This is a genomic window from Pseudomonas viciae, assembly GCF_004786035.1.
GTDB classification, from domain to species: domain Bacteria; phylum Pseudomonadota; class Gammaproteobacteria; order Pseudomonadales; family Pseudomonadaceae; genus Aquipseudomonas; species Aquipseudomonas viciae.
Window position 1 is genome coordinate 4,474,801 of sequence record NZ_CP035088.1, and the last position, 20,023, is coordinate 4,494,823.

Here is a 20,023-nt window from a genome sequence, read left to right on the forward strand (position 1 = left end):
TATGCAGGCAATTGGCAGGAAATGCGTAGTGACTTTACCGGCCTCATCGCGAGCCCTGACACACAACTGCCAATAAAAAACCCGCACCTCTCACAAGGCACGGGTTCTTTCACAGCAGTGATCAATCAACGCTCGAGCAGGATCCGCAGCATGCGACGCAGCGGTTCGGCCGCGCCCCACAGCAGTTGGTCGCCGACGGTGAAGGCTCCGACGAATTGCGAACCCATGTTCAGTTTGCGCAAACGACCTACCGGGACATTCAGGGTGCCGGTGACCTTGGTCGGGCTCAGCTCCTGCATGCTGATTTCGCGGTTGTTCGGCACCAGCTTGACCCAAGGGTTGTGCTGGCTGATCAGCCCTTCGATATCGGCGATCGGCACGTCTTTGTTCAATTTGATGGTCAGCGCCTGGCTGTGGCAGCGCATGGCGCCGATGCGCACGCAGATGCCGTCCACCGGGATCGGGCTCTTGAAGCGACCGAGGATCTTGTTGGTTTCGGCCTGGGCCTTCCACTCTTCACGGCTCTGGCCGTTAGGCAGTTCCTTGTCGATCCACGGGATCAGGCTGCCGGCCAACGGCACGCCGAAGTTCTCGGTCGGGTACGCATCGCTGCGCATCGCCTCGGCGACCTTGCGGTCGATGTCCAGGATGGCACTGGCCGGGTTGGCCAGGTCATCGGCGACGGCGGCGTGGGTCGCGCCCATCTGCTTGATCAGCTCACGCATGTTCTGCGCGCCGGCACCGGAAGCCGCCTGATACGTCATGGCGCTCATCCACTCCACCAACCCGGCTTCGAACAGGCCGCCCAGGCCCATCAGCATCAGGCTGACGGTGCAGTTGCCGCCGATGTAGTTCTTGGTGCCCGCGTCCAGCTGCTGGTCGATGACCTTGCGATTTACCGGGTCGAGGACGATCACCGCGTCATCCTGCATGCGCAGGCTGGACGCAGCGTCGATCCAGTAACCCTGCCAGCCGGCTTCACGCAGCTTGGGGAAGACTTCGCTGGTGTAGTCGCCGCCCTGGCAGGTCAGGATCACGTCGAGGGTCTTGAGCTCGTCGATGCTGTAGGCATCCTTGAGCACACCGGTGTCCTTGCCCACGGACGGGCCCTGGCCACCGACATTGGAAGTGGTGAAAAACACCGGCTCAATGAGATCGAAATCCTGCTCTTCCAGCATTCGCTGCATGAGCACGGAACCGACCATGCCGCGCCAACCGATCAGACCTACACGTTTCATCGCAACTACACCTATACAAAAGTGGGCCACCGTCGGAGCGGTGGACCCGAAAGATTACAGATTCCGCAGCGCGGCGACTACTGCATCGCCCATTTGCTGCGTACCGACTTTGGTACAACCTTGCGACCAGATATCACCGGTGCGCAAGCCTTGATCCAAGACCACGCTGACGGCTTTTTCGATCGCGTCGGCGGCATCGTTCAAGTTGAAGCTGTAACGCAGCATCATCGACACCGACAGAATGGTCGCCAACGGGTTGGCAATGCCCTGCCCGGCGATGTCCGGTGCCGAACCGTGGCACGGCTCGTACATACCCTTGTTGTTGGCATCCAGGGAGGCCGACGGCAGCATGCCGATGGAACCGGTGAGCATCGATGCCTCGTCGGACAGGATGTCACCGAACATGTTGTCGGTGACGATCACGTCGAACTGCTTCGGTGCGCGCACCAGTTGCATGGCGGCGTTATCGACGTACATGTGGCTCAGTTCGATGTCCGGGTAATCCTTGGCGACTTCCTCGACCACTTCGCGCCACAGTTGGCTGGACGCCAGGACGTTGGCCTTGTCCACCGAGCACAGCTTCTTGCCGCGCACGCGGGCCATATCGAAACCAACCCGGGCGATACGGCGGATTTCGCTTTCGCTGTACGGCAGCGTGTCGTAGGCCTGACGCTCGCCGTTATCCAGTTCACGCGTGCCGCGCGGGGCGCCGAAATAGATACCACCAGTCAGCTCACGGACGATGAGGATGTCCAGGCCCGAAACGATTTCCGGCTTCAGGCTCGAGGCGTCGGCCAACTGCGGGTAGAGAATCGCCGGGCGCAGGTTGCCGAACAGGCCCAGTTGTGCACGGATCTTCAGCAGGCCGCGCTCGGGACGAATATCGCGCTCGATCTTGTCCCATTTCGGGCCGCCCACGGCACCCAGCAACACGGCATCGGCTGCGCGGGCACGGTCCAGGGTTTCATCGGCCAGGGGCACGCCATGTTTGTCGATGGCTGCGCCGCCGATCACGTCGTGACTGAGCTCGAAGCCCAGGCCGTACTTGTCGTTCGCCAGCTCCAGGACCTTGACCGCTTCGGCCATGATTTCCGGGCCAATACCATCGCCAGGGAGAATCAGAATCTGCTTGCTCATGCTTTCCTCATTTGCTCTATCGGCGCGCCCCAGGCTTGGCAGCCTTGGACTGACCGGGAAAAATGCTATCGCTCGGCCCACAGCACCAGTACATCTGTACTGAACGAACCATCGGCCTCAATCTCAAAATATTCACGCACTTCATCACCCATGGCGCGTTGCAGCTCAAGAATCGCTGCACGCATCACCTCGGGGGTGCGCATGCGCTCGACCCAGGAGCGGTATTCCAGGCGCAGGCGCTGGCGCGCGGTGCTGCGGGTGTGCAGCCCCGCTTCGCTGACCTGGCGCAGCCATTCACCGGCCGAATAATCGCGCACATGGCTGGTGTCGCGCAGCACTTCGACGCTTTGCAGGTAGGTGTCCAGCAACGGCATGCCGGGCGACAGGACATCAATGAACGCCACCACACCACCCGGTTTGAGCACCCGGCGCACTTCCCGCAACGCCAGCCCCAGGTCACTCCAATGATGCGCCGAATAACGGCTGAACACGAAGTCGAACTCAGCATCGGCGAACGGCAGGCGCTCGGCGGCACCGCGTACCGTGGTGATGTTACCCATGCCTCGATCCACTGCCGCGGCGGCGACGACATCGAGCATTTGCTGGGACAAATCGTAGGCCACCACTTCGGCGGCCAGTGGCGCGACGTGGAAACTCACATGACCGGCGCCACAGCCCAAGTCCAGCACCCGGGCATCGCCACGGCCCGCCAGCTCAGCCTGTAGCAGCGCGAACTCGGCGCCCTGGGCGTGCACGGCACTGCTCAGATAGGCCGAGGCCTGTTCACCGAATTGCTTTTGTACAACCTGACTGTGGACGGTGCTGGTCATAGGGACTTCCTTTTAGCTTGCGTTGTTAGTGCCGCCATCTTCGCGAGCAAGCCCGCTCCCACAAGGGGTTTTGTTTACGCTGCAAATCCAGTGTGGGAGCGAGCTTGCTCGCGATGGCGTCTTTACGCCTTACTCAAAATCAAGCATCCCGAAACAGCCAAGGCTGGCTCGCCCGATGCTTGGCCTCGAACGCGGCAATCGCCTCGCCGTCCTGCAAGGTCAGGCCGATATCGTCCAGGCCGTTGAGCAGGCAATGCTTGCGGAACGCGTCAATCTCGAAACTCAACACCTTGCCGTCGGGACGGGTCACGGTCTGGGTCGCAAGGTCGATCTGCAGTTGATAGCCCGGATTGGCCTCGACTTGCTGAAACAACTCGTCCACTTCAGCTTCACTCAAGATGATCGGCAGCAAACCGTTCTTGAAGCTGTTGTTGAAAAAGATGTCGGCGTAGCTCGGCGCGATGATGCTGCGAAAACCGTACTCTTCCAGGGCCCATGGCGCGTGTTCACGACTGGAACCGCAGCCGAAGTTCTCGCGGGCCAGCAACACGCTGGCGCCCTGGTAGCGCTCGGCGTTGAGCACGAAATCCTTGTTCAACGGCCGCTTGGAGTTGTCCTGGTACGGCTGGCCGACATCCAGGTAGCGCCACTCGTCGAACAGGTTCGGGCCGAAGCCGGTGCGCTTGATGGACTTCAGGAACTGCTTGGGAATGATCTGATCGGTGTCGACGTTGGCACGATCCAAAGGCGCGACAAGACCAGTGTGCTGGGTAAAAGCTTTCATGCTGCGCTCCTTCAGATCAATTCGCGGACGTCGACGAAACGGCCGTTGACAGCCGCCGCCGCGGCCATGGCTGGGCTCACCAGGTGCGTACGACCACCGGCGCCCTGACGGCCTTCGAAGTTACGGTTGGAGGTGGAGGCGCAATGTTCGCCCGACTCCAAACGGTCGGGGTTCATTGCCAGGCACATCGAGCACCCCGGCTCGCGCCATTCGAAACCGGCCTCGAGGAAAATCTTGTCCAGCCCTTCCGCTTCGGCCTGTGCCTTCACCAGACCCGAGCCCGGCACGACGATGGCCTGCTTGATGGTCGAGGCGACCTTGCGGCCCTTGGCGATCACTGCAGCGGCGCGCAGGTCTTCGATCCGCGAGTTGGTGCAGGAGCCGATGAACACGCGATCGAGCTGAATGTCGGTGATCGCCTGGTTGGCGCTCAAGCCCATGTATTTCAGGGCGCGGACGATCGAGTCACGCTTGACCAGGTCCATTTCCTTGGCGGGATCCGGGACGTTCTGATCCACCGCCAAGACCATTTCCGGGGAAGTGCCCCAGCTGACTTGCGGTTTGATCTGGGTCGCGTCGAGCTCGACTACGGTGTCGAATTTCGCATCAGCATCGGAGACCAGGTCTTTCCAGGCTTCGACTGCCATGTCCCACTCAGCACCTTTCGGGGAGAACGGACGACCCTTGACGTATTCCACGGTTTTTTCGTCGGCGGCCACCAGGCCAACGCGAGCGCCGGCTTCGATGGACATGTTGCAGATGGTCATGCGGCCTTCGACAGACAGGTCGCGAATCGCACTGCCGGCGAACTCGATGGCATGGCCGTTACCGCCGGCGGTGCCGATCTTGCCGATCACGGCCAGGACGATGTCCTTGGCGGTCACGCCGAACGGCAACGTGCCCTCGACGCGCACCAGCATGTTTTTCATTTTCTTGGCGACCAGGCACTGGGTGGCGAGCACATGCTCGACCTCGGAGGTGCCGATGCCATGGGCCAGGGCGCCGAACGCACCGTGGGTCGAGGTGTGGGAGTCGCCGCAGACCACGGTCATGCCCGGCAAGGTTGCGCCCTGCTCCGGGCCGATGACGTGGACGATGCCCTGACGCACATCATTCATCTTGAATTCGACGATGCCGTATTCGTCACAGTTATCGTCGAGGGTCTGCACCTGCAGGCGCGAGACCTGGTCGGCAATGGCTTCGATGCCGCCCTTGCGCTCCGGCGTGGTCGGTACGTTGTGGTCCGGGGTCGCGATGTTGGCATCGATGCGCCACGGCTTGCGCCCGGCCAGACGCAGGCCTTCGAAAGCCTGCGGCGAAGTCACTTCATGGATGATGTGACGATCGATGTAGATCAGCGCCGAACCATCGTCGCGCTGCTTGACCAAATGCGAATCCCAGAGCTTGTCGTAGAGCGTTTTGCCGGCCATCAGACGGTTTCCTCATCAGCTTGTTTCTATGCCCCGGGTCCTGAGCGAATCAATAACCCCTTGGCTTGTGAGGCTGATCCTATGGGGTTACATTAAATAACTCAAATTCATATTTTTCATACTTTGCATAACCAACTGGAATCCGACTGGAACCACCATGGACCTCGCCAATCTCAATGCCTTTATTGCCATCGCCGAGACCGGTAGTTTCTCCGGCGCCGGTGAACGCCTGCACCTGACCCAGCCAGCCATCAGCAAGCGCATTGCTGGCCTTGAGCAACAACTCAAGGTCCGCCTGTTTGACCGCCTGGGCCGGGAAGTGGGCCTGACCGAGGCCGGTCGCGCCCTGCTGCCACGGGCCTACCAGATCCTCAACGTGCTGGACGATACCCGTCGCGCCCTGACCAACCTGACCGGCGAAGTGACCGGGCGCCTGACGCTCGCCACCAGCCACCACATCGGTCTGCACCGCCTGCCACCTTTATTAAGGGAATTCACCCGACGCTACCCACAGGTGGCGCTGGACATTCAGTTCCTGGATTCGGAAGTGGCCTACGAAGAAATCCTCCATGGCCGGGCAGAACTGGCGGTCATCACCCTCGCCCCCGAACCACACACCCTGGTACGGGCCACGCCGGTGTGGGACGACCCTCTGGATTTCGTGGTGGCGCCGGAACATGCGTTGCTCAACGGCGCGGTCAGCCTGGCGGATATTGCCTTGCACCCCGCGGTTTTCCCCGGCGGCAACACCTTTACCCACCACATCGTCCAACGCCTGTTCCAGGCCCAAGGCCTGACGCCCAACATCGCCATGAGCACGAATTATCTGGAAACCATAAAAATGATGGTTTCCATCGGCCTGGCCTGGAGCGTTTTGCCGCGCACCATGCTCGACGAACAGGTGGCGCGCATTCCTTTGCCGGGCATACAGCTCAGTCGCGAGCTAGGCTATATCCTGCACACCGAACGGACGCTGTCGAATGCTGCACGGGCTTTCATGGCCTTACTGGACGCACAAATCGATCTGCCAGGGACAAAGGCATAGGTTGTGCTACTCCTATAGAGCCGCAATGCCTATGCCTAACGCCCAAATCTGCTCAAGGCTCGCGAGATAATGGCCAAACCCGCTGACCACCTGCCGCCCCTGCCGCGTATTCAGGCGCTCGACCCAAAACGGTCCGAGCAAAGCTGGGACAGCGCGCCGCAATTGCTGGCCGCCCTGAACGGTGCGCGGTTGGGGGCCTGGTCGTGGGACATCGATACCGGGCAAATCAGCTGGTCCCGGGGCACCCAGGCGCTGTTCGGCTTCGATCCGCGCCAGCCATTGCCGGCGGATGTGGATTACCTGGACCTGCTGCTACCCGAAGACCGGGCCAAAGCCCTGCGCGCTTTTCACGCGGCAGTGGCTGGCGCGCCGCTGGAACAGGCCATGCATCACCGCATCGTCTGGCCCGATGGCAGCCTGCACTGGCTGGAAATCAGCGGCAGCGTGCTGCCCGACAAGCATGGCCGTCCCCGAATGATCGGGGTGATCCGCGAGATCACCCATCAACGCGAACGGGAACAGGCACTGCGCAGTTCGGAAAAGCGCTTTGCCACGCTCTTCCATCTATGCCCGAACATGGTGCTGCTGACCCGCCAGGAAGATGGACTGATCGTCGAGGCCAACCAATATTTCGAAAGCCTGTTTGGCTGGCCGTTGCACGACATCATCGGCCGCACGACGCTGGAACTGGGTTTGTGGGTCGACCCCGGGCAGCGAAAAAAACTGGTGGAAGCCATCAACGCCAAGGGCGAACTGGCAAGCATGGAGGTCGAGTTGCAGGCCAGCAATGGCCAGATCCACAGTGGCCTGCTCAGCGCGCAAAAGGTCGAACTCGAAGGCCAACCGTACTTGTTGAGCGCGTTCCTTGACACTACCGAACGCAAACGGGCCGAACAGGCCCTCAAAGACAGCCAGGAACGCCTGGACCTGGCCCTCGACTCGGCGCAACTGGGCACCTGGGATTGGCACATTCCCAGCGGCATGCTCTACGGCTCGGCCCGGGCTGCGCAGCTCCACGGCCTGGAGCCCAAGCCGTTTCATGAGTCGTTCGATGAGTTTTTCGACGGGGTCCCCACCGAAGAACGCAATAACATGCGCAACGCCTACCGCAGCCTGCGTGAAGGGCCGGCAGGCAATTATCAACTGACCTACCGCGTACAACTGCCAGACGGCAGCTCCCGCTACCTGGAAAGCCGCGCCCGCCTCTATCGCAACGACGACGGTAGCCCCTTGCGCATGGCCGGCACCTTGCTGGACATCACCGACCAGGTCGAACGCGAGCAGAGCCTGGCGGCATCGGAGGAAAAATTCGCCACGCTGTTCCAGGTCAGCCCCGACCCGATCTGCGTCACCCATCAGGACAGTGGCCGGTTCCTCGAAATCAACTCCAGTTTCACCCAAACCTTCGGCTGGGCGGCCAGTGATGTGATCGGCCTCAGCGCCGACGAAATTGGTCTCTGGGATGCCTCGGGCAGCAGCCTGCAACGCATCGAACGGGTGATCCGCGAGCAGTCACTGAACAATGTCGCCATCGTTGTCCACCATAAGAACGGCCATCCGCTGGCCTGTGTGATCTCCAGCCGGCAAATCAATGTCGGCAACCAACCCTGCATCGTCACCACTTTGCGCGACATCACCCAACAGCAACGCTCCGAAGCGGCCCTCAAGGCCAGCGAGGAGAAGTTCGCCAAGGCGTTCCACTCCAGCCCCGACGCTATCACCATCACCGAACACGAGAGCGGCCGTTACCTTGAGGTCAACGACGGCTTCTGTCGCCTGACCGGCTATCGCGCCGACGAAGTGATCGGGCACACGGTCTATGAGATGGGGATCTGGGCCGAAGAAAAGCAGCGCGCGATGCTGCTGGCCGAGTTGCAACTCAAGGGCCGCGTGCATCATCTGGAAATGCTCGGGCGCAACAAACGCGGGGAAATACTCACCGTGGAAGTCTCGGTGGAGCCCATCACACTCAACGAAACAGCCTGCCTGCTGCTGACGGCCCGAGACGTCAGCCTGCTGCGCAATGCCGAAGCGCAGATACGCCACCTGGCCTATCACGACTCACTGACCAACCTGCCCAATCGGGCCTTGTTGATGGACCGGCTGAGCCAGCAAATCGCCTTGCTCAAGCGCCATAACCTGCGTGGCGCCCTGCTGTTTCTCGACCTGGACCACTTCAAGCACATCAACGACTCCCTTGGTCACCCGGTGGGTGACACGGTGCTGAAGATCATCACCGCACGCCTTGAAGCCAGCGTGCGCCTCGAGGACACCGTTGCGCGGCTCGGTGGCGACGAATTCGTGGTGCTGCTCAGCGGCCTGGAAGGCAGCCGCGCAGCGGTCAGCGCGCAAGTCCAGAGCCTGGCCGATACCTTGCGCGAACTGCTCTCGGAACCGATGTTCCTCGACGGCCAGCGCCTGCAAGTCACACCGAGCATTGGCATGGCACTGATCCCCGACCATGGTTCCACCCCGACCGACCTGCTCAAGCGCGCCGACATTGCGCTGTACCGCGCCAAGGATTCGGGACGCAATACCTCGCAGATGTTCCACGCCACCATGCAAAAAGCCGCCAGCGAACGCCTGCGCATGGAAACCGACCTGCGCCAGGCCCTGGCCCGCGGCGAGTTCAGCGTGCATTTCCAGCCCCAGGTCGACGCACGGGACAACCGCATCATCGGCGCCGAAGCCCTGGTGCGCTGGCATCACCCGGACCTGGGCGCCCAGTCGCCCAACGAATTCATCAAAGTGCTCGAAGACAGCGGGCTGATCCTGGAAGTCGGGACCTGGATCCTCGACGAAGCCTGTGAAGGCTTCAAACGACTGATCGCCAGGGGCAAGGTCGATCCGCAGCATTTCAGCCTGTGCGTGAACATCAGTCCGCGGCAGTTCCGCCAGAGCGACTTCGTCGAACGCATTGAAAGCTGCCTCGCCACCCATGGCCTGCCCTGCTCCATGCTGAAGCTGGAAATCACCGAAGGCATCGTGATCCAGAACCTGGACGACACCATCGGCAAGATGCGCCGGCTGAAAAAACTGGGAGTGAGCTTTGCCATGGACGATTTCGGCACCGGCTATTCGTCGCTGACCTACCTCAAGCGCCTGCCGGTGGACACCCTGAAAATCGACCAGTCATTCGTGCGCGACGCCACCAGCGACCCCAACGACGCCGAAATCATCCGCGCCATCGTCGCCATGGCCCGCAGCCTCAACCTGGAAATGATTGCCGAAGGTGTGGAAACCCTGGAGCAATTGCATTTCTTGCAAGGGCTTGATTGCCATTTGTACCAGGGCTACCTGCATAGCCGGCCGTTACCGCTGGAGGCGTTTGAGCGGTTGTTGCCGTGATGCAAGACCCACAATGAAATCTCCAGAATGAAGAAGGGCGCCATCTGGCGCCCTTCTTCAGTTGCGATGCATCAGTTTTGCAGCGCGGGTTGCGGTTGCGCCCCATTGATCGGGATGCGCTTGGCTTTCGCCTCTTCCGGGATCACCCGCAACAGGTCGATGCTCAACAGACCGTTGCTCAGGCCGGCGGACTTGATCTCGATATGGTCGGCCAACCGGAAGGACAGCTTGAACGCACGCTGGGCGATGCCCTGGTGCAAGTAGGTCACGCTGTCGTTGCTCGCCTCGCGCTTGCCACCGCTGATGGTCAGCACACCTTTTTCCACCTGCAACTCCAGGTCTTCTTCCCGGAATCCGGCGGCGGCAACCACGATGCGGTACTCGTCATCGCCATATTTTTCCACGTTGTAGGGTGGATAGCTGCTGCCCGGTTCGTTGCGCAGGGCGGTTTCGAACAGGTCGTTGAAACGGTCGAAACCCACCGAGGAACGGAACAGAGGGGCCAGCGAAAATGCAGTACTCATGATTCAAATCTCCTGAAAAATTCAGCAAGTTTTTTTGTCTCCGCGACCCGAATTCGGCATCGCGTAACCCCTATCTAGGGTCCGCCAAAAACTTTTCAAGAGCTTTTTTTGAAATTTTTTCAGGCCGCTTCGGTGCGCTGCACACCCAGTAAGCGGCCCACCGCATCCAGGTCGGTCTCCCGGCGCAGAGCGGTAAACAACTCCACCGCTTCGGGATAATTGCGGGTCAGCATCGCCAGCCATTGCTTCAACCGACCCGGTGCCTGGCGGGGTGTCAGTTGCTCGACCACCTGCACCCAGAACTCCTGGAGCATCGGCTGCAGTTCGAGCCAGGACATCTCGACCACTTCCTCACCGGCCCGGGCTGCGGCGATCTGCCGGGCCAGATCGGGACGGGAAACCAGGCCACGACCGAGCATGATGTCCTCGACGCCGCTGATCTCGCGGCAACGGCGCCAGTCTTCCACGCTCCAGATATCGCCGTTGGCGAATACCGGGACCTTGACCACTTCCTGAACCCGCGGGATCCACTCCCAGTGAGCCGGCGGCTTGTAGCCGTCGGTCTTGGTCCGTGCGTGCACCACAATGTGCGCCGCGCCGCCTTCGGCCAGCGCCGTGGCACAGACCAGCGCGCCGTCCGGGCTGTCGAACCCCAGGCGCATTTTGGCGGTGACCGGGATGTGTTTCGGCACCGCACGACGTACGTGTTCGACGATTTCGTTGAGCAGTTCCGGCTCTTTAAGCAATACCGCCCCACCCCGGGATTTGTTCACGGTCTTGGCCGGGCAGCCGAAATTCAGGTCAATAACCTCTGAACCCAACTCGCAAGCCAACGCGGCGTTCTCCGCCAGGCACACCGGATCGGACCCCAGCAATTGCACCCGCAACGGCACGCCGGCGGCAGTCCGGGCACCGCTCAGCAATTCGGGGGCGAGCTTATGGAAATAGGCCGGCGTGAGCAGACGGTCATTGACACGGATGAACTCGGTGACACACCAGTCGATACCGCCAACACGGGTCAGGACGTCCCGCAGGATGTTGTCGACCAACCCCTCCATGGGCGCCAGGGCAATTTGCATGGAAAAACACACTCAACGAAAAAACGTGCGGCAGTTTACCGGATTTTGCCCACGTATCCGGCATTCACCACAAATCCCTTGTGGAAGCGGGCTTGCTCGCGAAAGCGGTGGATCAGTCGGTGAGGATGCCGGATGTCATCAGTGCCACACCATAACCCTCGATGAACTCCGGCGGCATGCGCTTGGGTCTGCCGGTGGACAGTTCAATGCAGACAAATGTGGTCTGGGCCCGCAATAAGGTGGTGTTATCACTGGGGCGGATCAACTGGAAATGCCGGGTCATCTTCAACCGCTGGTCCCAGTCGACGATCCAGGTAGCCAGTTGCAGCTCGTCACCTTCATAGGCCGCCGCGAGGTAATCGATTTCATGCCGCACCACCGCCATGGCCCGGTCCAAGCGCCGATACTCCACCAGATCCAACCCCAGGCGCTGGGAATGGCGCCAGGCACAACGCTCGAGCCAGGTGACGTATACCGCGTTATTGGCGTGGCCCAGCCCGTCGATGTCTTCGGCATTTACTTGAAGATCAATGACGAATGGTGTTGCCCGATCCCAGCCCATGCCCCTCTCCCAGTCGAATTTGGTTGGGGCCAGTGTAACGGATCCGAGCTTGACCGCCATCGCGGGCAAGCCTTGCTCCCACAGATCAAGCCGATTGCCGCGCTTGCAGGCTGCGCCCGGCCAGCAGTGATAACACGCCATCAATGACACGAGGATCGGCCAACACCCGCTGATGACCACCCTGCGGCAAGCGCAGCAAGCGGCTGTCGAACCAGGCTTCGTGAATCAGTTGCGATTCCTTGACCGAGACAACAGTGTCGTCCTCGGCGTGGACGATCAACCCGGGCACGTCCAGTTGATAATGAGCGACGTCCATCTTCGAGGCGCGCATGCCCACATCGTTTTCCACCAGGCGAATGAAGGCCGAACGCGCCTTGGGCGGCAGCCCCATCATTCGGGCGAACCCGCGCAGCACGCCAAGGATCCGCGCGGGCGCTGCGATGCTGACCAGGGTCTCGGTCTGCAAACCCAACTGAACCGCGAGCATGGCACTGGCGCCGCCCATGGAATGTCCGATTACGGCTTGCAGCGACGGCAATTCAGCCGCGGCTTCGAGCATGGCCCTGGCGAACAGCAGGACGTTGGCCTCACGCCCAGGTGAGCGGCCATGGGCCGGACCGTCCAGCGCCACCACCGTGTAGCCGGCGTCTACCAGTGCCGTGATCAGCGCCGCAAATTGCGTGGGCCGCCCTTCCCAGCCATGCATCAGCAAGACCGTGGGACCTTTGCCCCAGCGCAAGGCGGACAGGCCGAAGCGTAAGGTGATGCGCTCGGAGGTCGCCAGCAATGGCAACTCCCAATCCCGTGGCGGCAAGTCGCGGGGGCGCATGAACAGCGATCGCATCTTCTTCGCGACCAGACCCGGGGTCACCCAGCCCAGCGTGCCATTAACGCCACGAATCCAGCTCAACCTGTTCATCACTCATCTCCAGGGCTTGCGCCTTAGCTCATTGCACCGCCGACTTGGCGGCGCGAAGCAAACGATCCGATAACTCTCCCGGGCCCAGCGCCCGTGCCAGGGCCAGGCCGCCGACCATCAAGGCAATGTCGGCCAAGGCTTTGTCGGCGTCTTCCGGGCTGGCCGCCAACTGCGCGACCATCAACTCAATGTGCTCATTGAGCACCTCACGAAATTCATCCGGTAACCGTCCGAGTTCGCCGACCGATGCCGGAATCGGGCAAGCCAGCTCGGTGGAGTCGCGGTGCTTGCGCGAGAGGTAGAACGCGGCTGCCAGGGCTCGCCGCTCCTCACCGCTCAGCCCGGTATCCATGGCGGCGATCAAGCCGCGGCGCTGACTCAGCAAGTGCTTGAAAGCTTCCAGCATCAAGGCATCCTTGCTTTCGAAGTGAGCATAGAAACCGCCCACTGTCAGCCCGGCGGCGCCCATCACTTCGCCCACACTCGGCTCGGCCGGGCCACGCTGGATCAGCGCGGAGCTGGCGGCCTTGAGAATGCGTTCCCGGGTTTGTGCCTTTTTATCGCTCATCGTTGCCTCCGAATATTACGATTGAAATATTATACGTATAATAATTTTCCGCAAGCGGGAAATTTGACCGCTGATCAGAAGCATCTTTTCGAGGAATAGGAGAATTGGCCGAACGCCAGACAAACAAAAGGGCCATTCAAGAATTGAATGACCCCTATAAATCCCGCAGAGCGGGTAATCGTGGCGTCCCCTAGGGGACTCGAACCCCTGTTACCGCCGTGAAAGGGCGGTGTCCTAGGCCACTAGACGAAGGGGACACAAACCTTCTAACTTGATCAGCGCTGAGAACTGATCGACTCAAGGCCGGTGTGGCCAGACCTTGAACCTGTAAATTGGTGGAGCTAGACGGGATCGAACCGTCGACCTCTTGCATGCCATGCAAGCGCTCTCCCAGCTGAGCTATAGCCCCAGATTTTTCGCCTCGCGGCGGAGCGACATCTTGCAACATCGCTTCTGTAAAACTGGCGTCCCCTAGGGGACTCGAACCCCTGTTACCGCCGTGAAAGGGCGGTGTCCTAGGCCACTAGACGAAGGGGACGCAAACCCTTCTATACAACTGATCAACGCTGAGTGTTGATCGCTTCAAGACCGGTGTGGCCAGGCCTTGAAGTGTAAATTGGTGGAGCTAGACGGGATCGAACCGTCGACCTCTTGCATGCCATGCAAGCGCTCTCCCAGCTGAGCTATAGCCCCTCATCGCTGAGGACGGGGCGAATCTTAAGGGCGTATCGGAGGGCTGTCAAATTTATTTTCAACAAATTTGAAAGTTTTTTGCCGGGATAACAATCACTTACCGACAAACCCCGGAAAACCGGGGTATGCCCTGCCTCATCGACCGCTTAGGCGATCGCGCCCAGCAGTTTTTCCCACTCTTTGTTTTCCTTCTTCGACACACCACCCAGCAAGTCGATGGCCTGGCGCAGGCGGAAACGGGTCAGGTCTGGCCCGAGGATTTCCATCGCGTCGAGCACCGACACCGAGCTGGCCTGGCCGGTAATGGCGGCGAACATCAGCGGCATGGCATCACGCAGCTTCAACTCCAGAGACTCGACCACGGCCTGAATGGTCGCGGTGATGCTGTCTTTTTCCCACTGACGCAGGCTTTCGAGCTTCCACAGGATCAGCTGCATCAACTGGCGCACCTGGTCGCCCGAAAGCTTCTTGGATTCGAACAGCTTCACATCCGGCGTTACGCCACCGGCAAAGAAGAAGCCGGCCAACGGTGCGATCTGGCTGAAGGTCTCTACCCTGCCCTGCACATGGGGCGCGATCTTCATCATGTATTCAGGGTTCAATGCCCACTTCTGTACCCGTGCGGCGAACTCCTCTACCGGCAAGTCCCGCAGCCACTGGCCGTTTAGCCACGACAGCTTCTCGACGTCGAAGATCGGCCCACCCAGGGAAACCCGCGACAAATCAAAGTGCTCGACCATTTCCTGCAGCGAGAACTTCTCGCGCTCGTCCGGCATCGACCAGCCCATGCGGCCCAGGTAGTTGAGCATCGCCTCGGGCATGAAGCCCATGCGCTCGTAGAACGTCACCGAGGTCGGGTTCTTGCGCTTGGACAGCTTGCTCTTGTCCGGGTTGCGCAGCAGTGGCATGTAGCACAGCTGCGGTTGTTCCCAGCCGAAGTATTCGTAGAGCAGGATCAGTTTCGGCGCCGACGGCAGCCATTCTTCGCCGCGCAATACGTGGGTGATGCCCATCAGGTGATCGTCGACCACGTTGGCCAGGAAGTACGTCGGCAGGCCGTCGGTCTTCATCAGCACTTGCATGTCCATGCGATCCCACGGGATCTCGACATCGCCCCGCAGCATGTCCGGTACCACGCAGACGCCTTCGCTCGGCACCTTCATGCGGATCACATGGGGCTCGCCAGCGGCCAGGCGGCGGGCGACTTCTTCCTTGGACAGCAGCAGCGCTCGACCGTCGTAGCGCGGGGTTTCACCGCGAGCCATCTGCTCGGCGCGCATCTGGTCGAGTTCTTCGGCGGTGCAGAAGCATGGGAACGCATGCCCCATGTCCACCAACTGCTGGCAATACTGCTGATAGATATCGCCGCGCTCACTCTGGCGGTACGGACCGTGCGGGCCGCCAACGTCCGGGCCTTCGCTCCAGTCGATGCCCAGCCAGCGCAGAGCGTCGAAAATCTGCTGTTCGGACTCGCGCGTCGAGCGCAACTGGTCGGTGTCCTCGATCCGCAGGATGAACTCACCGCCATGCTGCTTGGCAAAGCAATAGTTGAACAAAGCGATGTAAGCGGTGCCGACATGGGGATCGCCAGTGGGCGAAGGCGCGATGCGGGTGCGGACGGTGGTCATGGCATGTCTCGGAAAGAAGATAAAAGCAAAGATCAAACAGGGGGCGAATGGTAACAGGCGATGGCGGGCGGGCTCCAGTGAGAGCGAGATTTGTGTGGCCAGCCGTTGGACCGAGTCGCGCCCATCGCGAGCAAGCTCGCTCCCACAGGGGTTTTATGAACGCCCTAGATCCAGTGTGGGAGCGAGCTTGCTCGCGATGAGGCCCTTAAAACCGCCACAAAACCTCAGACAGCCAACAAGCGCTCGCGCAACTTGCCAATCTCATCGCGCAACTGCGCCGCCGCCTCGAACTCCAGATCCCGGGCCAGTTGGTACATTTTTTCTTCCAACTGCCGGATCCGCTTGGTGATTTCGCTCGGTGAGCGCAGTTCGGCTTCGTAGCGGGCACTCTCTTCGGCGGCCTTGGCCATGCCTTTGCGCTTTTTGCTGCGCGAGCCGGGCACAGTGGCGCCTTCCATGATGTCGGCGACGTCCTTGAACACGCCTTTGGGGGTGATGCCGTTGGCCAGGTTGAAGGCAATCTGCTTATCGCGACGGCGCTCGGTCTCGCCGATGGCCCGCTCCATGGAACCGGTGATGCGGTCGGCATACAGAATCGCCCGACCGTTGAGGTTACGCGCCGCACGACCGATGGTCTGGATCAACGAGCGCTCGGAGCGCAGAAAACCTTCCTTGTCGGCGTCGAGAATCGCCACCAGCGACACTTCCGGCATATCCAGGCCTTCGCGCAGCAGGTTGATGCCCACCAGCACATCAAAGGTGCCCAGACGCAGATCACGAATGATCTCAACCCGCTCCACCGTGTCAATGTCCGAGTGCAGGTAGCGCACCCGCACGCCATGGTCCGCCAGGTAGTCGGTAAGGTCTTCGGACATGCGCTTGGTCAGCGTGGTCACCAGCACCCGCTCCTCCAAGGCCACGCGCTTGGTGATCTCCGAGAGCAGGTCATCAACCTGGGTCAGCGCCGGGCGCACTTCGATCTGCGGGTCGACCAGCCCGGTTGGCCGCACCAATTGCTCGATCACCCGGCCGGCATGTTCGGCCTCATAATTGCCAGGGGTGGCCGAGACAAAAATCGTCTGCGGGCTCACGCTCTCCCATTCGTCAAAGCGCATCGGCCGGTTATCCAGGGCCGATGGCAGGCGGAAACCGTACTCCACCAGAGTCTCCTTGCGCGAACGGTCGCCTTTGTACATGGCGCCAACCTGGGGCACGCTGACGTGAGACTCATCGATCACCAGCAAGGCATCGGCCGGCAGATAGTCATACAACGTCGGCGGCGCGGCGCCGGATGGGCGGCCCGACAGGTAGCGCGAGTAGTTTTCGATGCCGTTGCAATAGCCCAGCTCCAGGATCATTTCCAGGTCGAACCGAGTCCGCTGTTCCAGACGCTGGGCTTCCACCAACTTATTGTTCGATCGCAGGTATTCCAGGCGCTCCTGCAACTCGACCTTGATCCCCTCGATGGCATCCAGCAGGGTTTCGCGCGGTGTCACGTAGTGGCTCTTGGGGTAGAAGGTGAAGCGTGGCAACTTGCGGATCACCTCACCGGTCAGCGGATCGAACGCCGAAAGGCTCTCTACCTCGTCATCAAACAGTTCGATGCGGATCGCCTCCAGGTCCGACTCCGCCGGGTAGATGTCGATCACATCGCCACGCACCCGAAAGGTGGCCCGGGCGAAATCCATGTCGTTGCGGGTGTACTGCAAATCCGCCAGGCGCCTGAGTAAGGCGCGCTGGTCGAGTTTGTCGCCACGATCCACATGCAGCACCATCTTCAGATAGGTTTCCGGGCTGCCCAGACCGTAGATGCACGACACGGTGGTGACGATGATCGCGTCCTTGCGCTCCAACAACGCCTTGGTCGCCGAGAGCCGCATTTGCTCGATGTGGTCGTTGATCGAGGCGTCTTTCTCGATGAAGGTGTCTGACGATGGCACGTAGGCCTCGGGCTGGTAGTAGTCGTAATAAGAGACGAAATACTCCACCGCGTTATTCGGGAAAAACGCCTTGAACTCGCCGTACAACTGCGCCGCCAGGGTCTTGTTCGGCGCCAGTACCAGGGTCGGGCGCTGCACTTGGGCGATCACGTTGGCGATGCTGAAGGTCTTGCCCGAGCCGGTCACACCAAGCAAGGTCTGGTGCGCCAGACCGGCCTCGATGCCCTCAACCATCAGGCGGATGGCTTCCGGCTGGTCGCCGGCGGGCTGGAATCGGGTGACTAGCTGGAATTCAGACATAACAAAACCTCTGGGTTCATCCCTGTCGGTCAGCCGACAGGGACGAGAAAGACCGAAACGACTGATGTCGCCCGAGGAAAAAGCTGGGATACATACAATGTGGAGGTGAATGCCTTCGCTTTCAAGACGAACGTCCTACACGCCTTGCAGACTTTGACGCGGCAAAGGGACTAACGGTCGAAAAAAAACGAAAATACTTACCGCAAAAGCCCAATCGCCTGTCGCCGCGCCCGGTGATGGCCTCTATACTAGCTCCCCGTTTGTGCACCGCTCTAGTGCATCCGGCTGGAGCGCGACACGTCCCCCCCACTCCATTCAGAGCCGCGCAATAATGAGCCTGTTTTCCGCTGTCGAATTGGCACCCCGCGACCCCATCCTGGGCCTCAACGAAGCATTCAACGCCGACACCCGTACCAATAAGGTCAACCTGGGCGTGGGTGTTTACTGCAACGAGGAGGGGCGCATTCCACTCCTGCGCGCGGTTGTCGAAGCCGAGACGGCTCGCGTGGCTCAGCACGTTTCCCGTGGTTACCTGCCAATCGACGGCATTGCCGCCTACGACCAGGCGGTGCAGACCTTGCTGTTCGGCAAGGACTCCCCGCTGATCGCCTCCGGTCGTGTCATCACCACCCAGGCCGTGGGCGGCACCGGCGCACTGAAAATCGGTGCCGACTTCCTCAAGCAACTGCTGCCTGACGCCGTCGTGGCCATCAGCGACCCAAGCTGGGAAAACCACCGCGCCCTGTTCGAAACCGCCGGCTTCCCGGTGCAGAACTACCGCTACTACGACGCCGCCACCCATGACGTGAACCGCAGCGGCTTGCTGGAAGACCTCAACGCCCTGCCCGACCGCTCGATCGTCGTGCTGCACGCCTGCTGCCACAACCCGACCGGCGTGGACCTGAGCCCGCAAGATTGGAAAAACGTGCTGGCGGTGGTCAAGGCCAAGAACCATGTTCCATTCCTGGACATGGCCTACCAAGGCTTTGGTGATGGCATCGACGAAGACGCAGCGGCCGTGCGCCTGTTCGCCGAGTCGGGCCTGACGTTCTTCGCGTCCAGCTCGTTCTCCAAGTCGTTCTCGCTGTACGGCGAGCGCGTTGGCGCCCTGTCGATCGTCAGCGAATCGAAAGAAGAAAGTGCCCGCGTGCTGTCCCAGGTCAAGCGCGTGATCCGCACCAACTACTCCAACCCACCGACCCACGGCGCCAGCATTGTCGCTGCCGTGCTCAACAGCCCTGAGCTGCGGGCCCAGTGGGAAGCCGAACTGGCCGAAATGCGCCTGCGGATTCGCGGCATGCGCAACCAGATGGTGGATATGCTGGCCAAGGCCGCGCCGCACCACGACTTCAGCTTCGTCGCACGTCAGAGCGGGATGTTCTCCTACTCCGGCCTGAGCGTTGAACAAGTGACGCGCCTGCGCAACGAGTTCGGCATCTATGCCCTGGACACCGGCCGTATCTGCGTGGCCGCGCTGAACCAGAACAACATCGAGGCGGTGACCAAGGCGATTGTTCAGGTGATCTGAAACTTTCGCGCCGGATGAAAAACGGGAAGCCATTGGGCTTCCCGTTTTTTTTTGAGCGTCACCACCAGGTCAGGTGTACCCCTCGCCACAAAAGCACCCGGCGCAACACTTTCGGCAAGGCTACAGCTCCGTCGCCCGCTGACTCGCCGCATCGTCATAGATCACATACAACGACTCGGCAATCTGGCTCTTGATCGCCTTGGCGCTTTCCAACCCCAGGACAAAACCTTCGGCCTTGCCCCCGGCACGGTTCAGTTCATCGGTGGTGCTGGCCTGGGTGATAGCGTCGTAGAGTTTTTCGGCGTGAGGCCCCACACCCTTGGGCAAGCTGATCTGTGCGGTGCTCATAGCGACACCCCGCTGCGGCTGGCGGTGTGAAGCGGTAACAGGAGATTCATGGCGCGTACCTTATGTCGGCGAATGGCCGGCAGCGCGTCCTGCCACTTCCGGGCGACCATGGTAGCCCTCTC

General features: G+C 60.9%; 16 protein-coding genes and 4 tRNA genes. 3 read left to right on the top strand and 17 right to left on the bottom strand.

Annotation, left to right across the window (positions count from 1 at the left end; translation table 11 throughout):
- Window positions 1–125 precede the first annotated feature (125 nt).
- From asd to leuC, 5 genes are all read right to left on the bottom strand, one after another.
- Window positions 126–1,238 (bottom strand): aspartate-semialdehyde dehydrogenase, encoded by a 1,113-nt coding sequence (gene asd / locus EPZ47_RS19475; protein ID WP_135846296.1) that lies wholly within the window; start codon window positions 1,236–1,238, stop codon window positions 126–128.
- Window positions 1,239–1,292: 54 nt separating this feature from the next.
- Window positions 1,293–2,375 (bottom strand): 3-isopropylmalate dehydrogenase, encoded by a 1,083-nt coding sequence (leuB, locus tag EPZ47_RS19480; protein ID WP_135846297.1) that lies wholly within the window; start codon window positions 2,373–2,375, stop codon window positions 1,293–1,295.
- 65 nt (window positions 2,376–2,440) lie between these two features.
- On the bottom strand, window positions 2,441–3,205 hold the full coding sequence (locus EPZ47_RS19485) for a class I SAM-dependent methyltransferase (protein WP_135846298.1): 765 nt from the start codon (window positions 3,203–3,205) through the stop codon (window positions 2,441–2,443).
- Between the two features lie 139 nt (window positions 3,206–3,344).
- On the bottom strand, window positions 3,345–3,989 hold the full coding sequence (leuD, locus tag EPZ47_RS19490) for a 3-isopropylmalate dehydratase small subunit (RefSeq protein WP_135846299.1): 645 nt from the start codon (window positions 3,987–3,989) through the stop codon (window positions 3,345–3,347).
- Window positions 3,990–4,000: 11 nt separating this feature from the next.
- Window positions 4,001–5,419 carry a 3-isopropylmalate dehydratase large subunit gene (gene leuC / locus EPZ47_RS19495; RefSeq protein ID WP_135846300.1) on the bottom strand — a complete coding sequence of 473 codons (1,419 nt, stop codon included), beginning with the start codon at window positions 5,417–5,419 and terminating at the stop codon, window positions 4,001–4,003.
- Between the two features lie 157 nt (window positions 5,420–5,576).
- Here leuC and EPZ47_RS19500 point away from each other — a divergent pair, with 157 nt between their 5' ends.
- Both EPZ47_RS19500 and EPZ47_RS19505 read left to right on the top strand, forming a co-directional pair.
- On the top strand, window positions 5,577–6,464 hold the full coding sequence (locus EPZ47_RS19500; RefSeq protein ID WP_135846301.1) for a LysR family transcriptional regulator: 888 nt from the start codon (window positions 5,577–5,579) through the stop codon (window positions 6,462–6,464).
- 69 nt (window positions 6,465–6,533) lie between these two features.
- Complete coding sequence (locus tag EPZ47_RS19505; protein WP_135846302.1) at window positions 6,534–9,812, top strand: EAL domain-containing protein; 3,279 nt, start codon at window positions 6,534–6,536, stop codon at window positions 9,810–9,812.
- A 71-nt stretch (window positions 9,813–9,883) separates the two neighbouring features.
- On the opposite strand, the gene EPZ47_RS19510 is transcribed toward EPZ47_RS19505, so the two are convergent.
- The 11 genes from EPZ47_RS19510 to uvrB form a co-directional block, all read right to left on the bottom strand.
- A complete protein-coding gene (locus EPZ47_RS19510) occupies window positions 9,884–10,336 on the bottom strand; it encodes an Hsp20 family protein (protein WP_135846303.1) in 453 nt (150 codons plus the stop codon).
- A 119-nt stretch (window positions 10,337–10,455) separates the two neighbouring features.
- Window positions 10,456–11,415, bottom strand: coding sequence for a tRNA dihydrouridine synthase (locus EPZ47_RS19515; RefSeq protein ID WP_135846304.1), 960 nt, complete (start codon window positions 11,413–11,415; stop codon window positions 10,456–10,458).
- A 112-nt stretch (window positions 11,416–11,527) separates the two neighbouring features.
- Entirely contained in the window at window positions 11,528–11,977 is a 450-nt protein-coding gene (locus EPZ47_RS19520; protein WP_135846305.1) for an acyl-CoA thioesterase, read from the bottom strand.
- 85 nt (window positions 11,978–12,062) lie between these two features.
- Window positions 12,063–12,896 (bottom strand): alpha/beta fold hydrolase, encoded by an 834-nt coding sequence (locus tag EPZ47_RS19525; RefSeq protein WP_135846306.1) that lies wholly within the window; start codon window positions 12,894–12,896, stop codon window positions 12,063–12,065.
- A 28-nt stretch (window positions 12,897–12,924) separates the two neighbouring features.
- Window positions 12,925–13,464 (bottom strand): TetR/AcrR family transcriptional regulator, encoded by a 540-nt coding sequence (locus tag EPZ47_RS19530; RefSeq protein ID WP_135846307.1) that lies wholly within the window; start codon window positions 13,462–13,464, stop codon window positions 12,925–12,927.
- Window positions 13,465–13,645: 181 nt separating this feature from the next.
- Window positions 13,646–13,721 (bottom strand) — tRNA-Glu (locus EPZ47_RS19535).
- A 76-nt stretch (window positions 13,722–13,797) separates the two neighbouring features.
- Window positions 13,798–13,873: transfer RNA gene (locus EPZ47_RS19540), tRNA-Ala, on the bottom strand.
- Between the two features lie 53 nt (window positions 13,874–13,926).
- Window positions 13,927–14,002 (bottom strand) — tRNA-Glu (locus EPZ47_RS19545).
- 79 nt (window positions 14,003–14,081) lie between these two features.
- A tRNA-Ala gene (locus tag EPZ47_RS19550) sits at window positions 14,082–14,157 on the bottom strand.
- Window positions 14,158–14,303: 146 nt separating this feature from the next.
- The gene (gltX, locus tag EPZ47_RS19555; protein WP_135846308.1) at window positions 14,304–15,785 is read right to left on the bottom strand and encodes a glutamate--tRNA ligase; all 1,482 of its coding nucleotides are present in this window, start codon (window positions 15,783–15,785) and stop codon (window positions 14,304–14,306) included.
- Window positions 15,786–16,009: 224 nt separating this feature from the next.
- The gene (gene uvrB / locus EPZ47_RS19560) at window positions 16,010–18,025 is read right to left on the bottom strand and encodes an excinuclease ABC subunit UvrB (RefSeq protein WP_135846309.1); all 2,016 of its coding nucleotides are present in this window, start codon (window positions 18,023–18,025) and stop codon (window positions 16,010–16,012) included.
- A 331-nt stretch (window positions 18,026–18,356) separates the two neighbouring features.
- Here uvrB and EPZ47_RS19565 point away from each other — a divergent pair, with 331 nt between their 5' ends.
- Window positions 18,357–19,553: an amino acid aminotransferase gene (locus EPZ47_RS19565; RefSeq protein WP_135846310.1), complete on the top strand. Its 1,197-nt coding sequence runs from the start codon at window positions 18,357–18,359 to the stop codon at window positions 19,551–19,553.
- 120 nt (window positions 19,554–19,673) lie between these two features.
- Here the strand turns inward: EPZ47_RS19565 and EPZ47_RS19570 are convergent, their stop codons facing one another.
- Complete coding sequence (locus EPZ47_RS19570) at window positions 19,674–19,901, bottom strand: hypothetical protein (protein ID WP_135846311.1); 228 nt, start codon at window positions 19,899–19,901, stop codon at window positions 19,674–19,676.
- Window positions 19,902–20,023 lie beyond the last annotated feature (122 nt).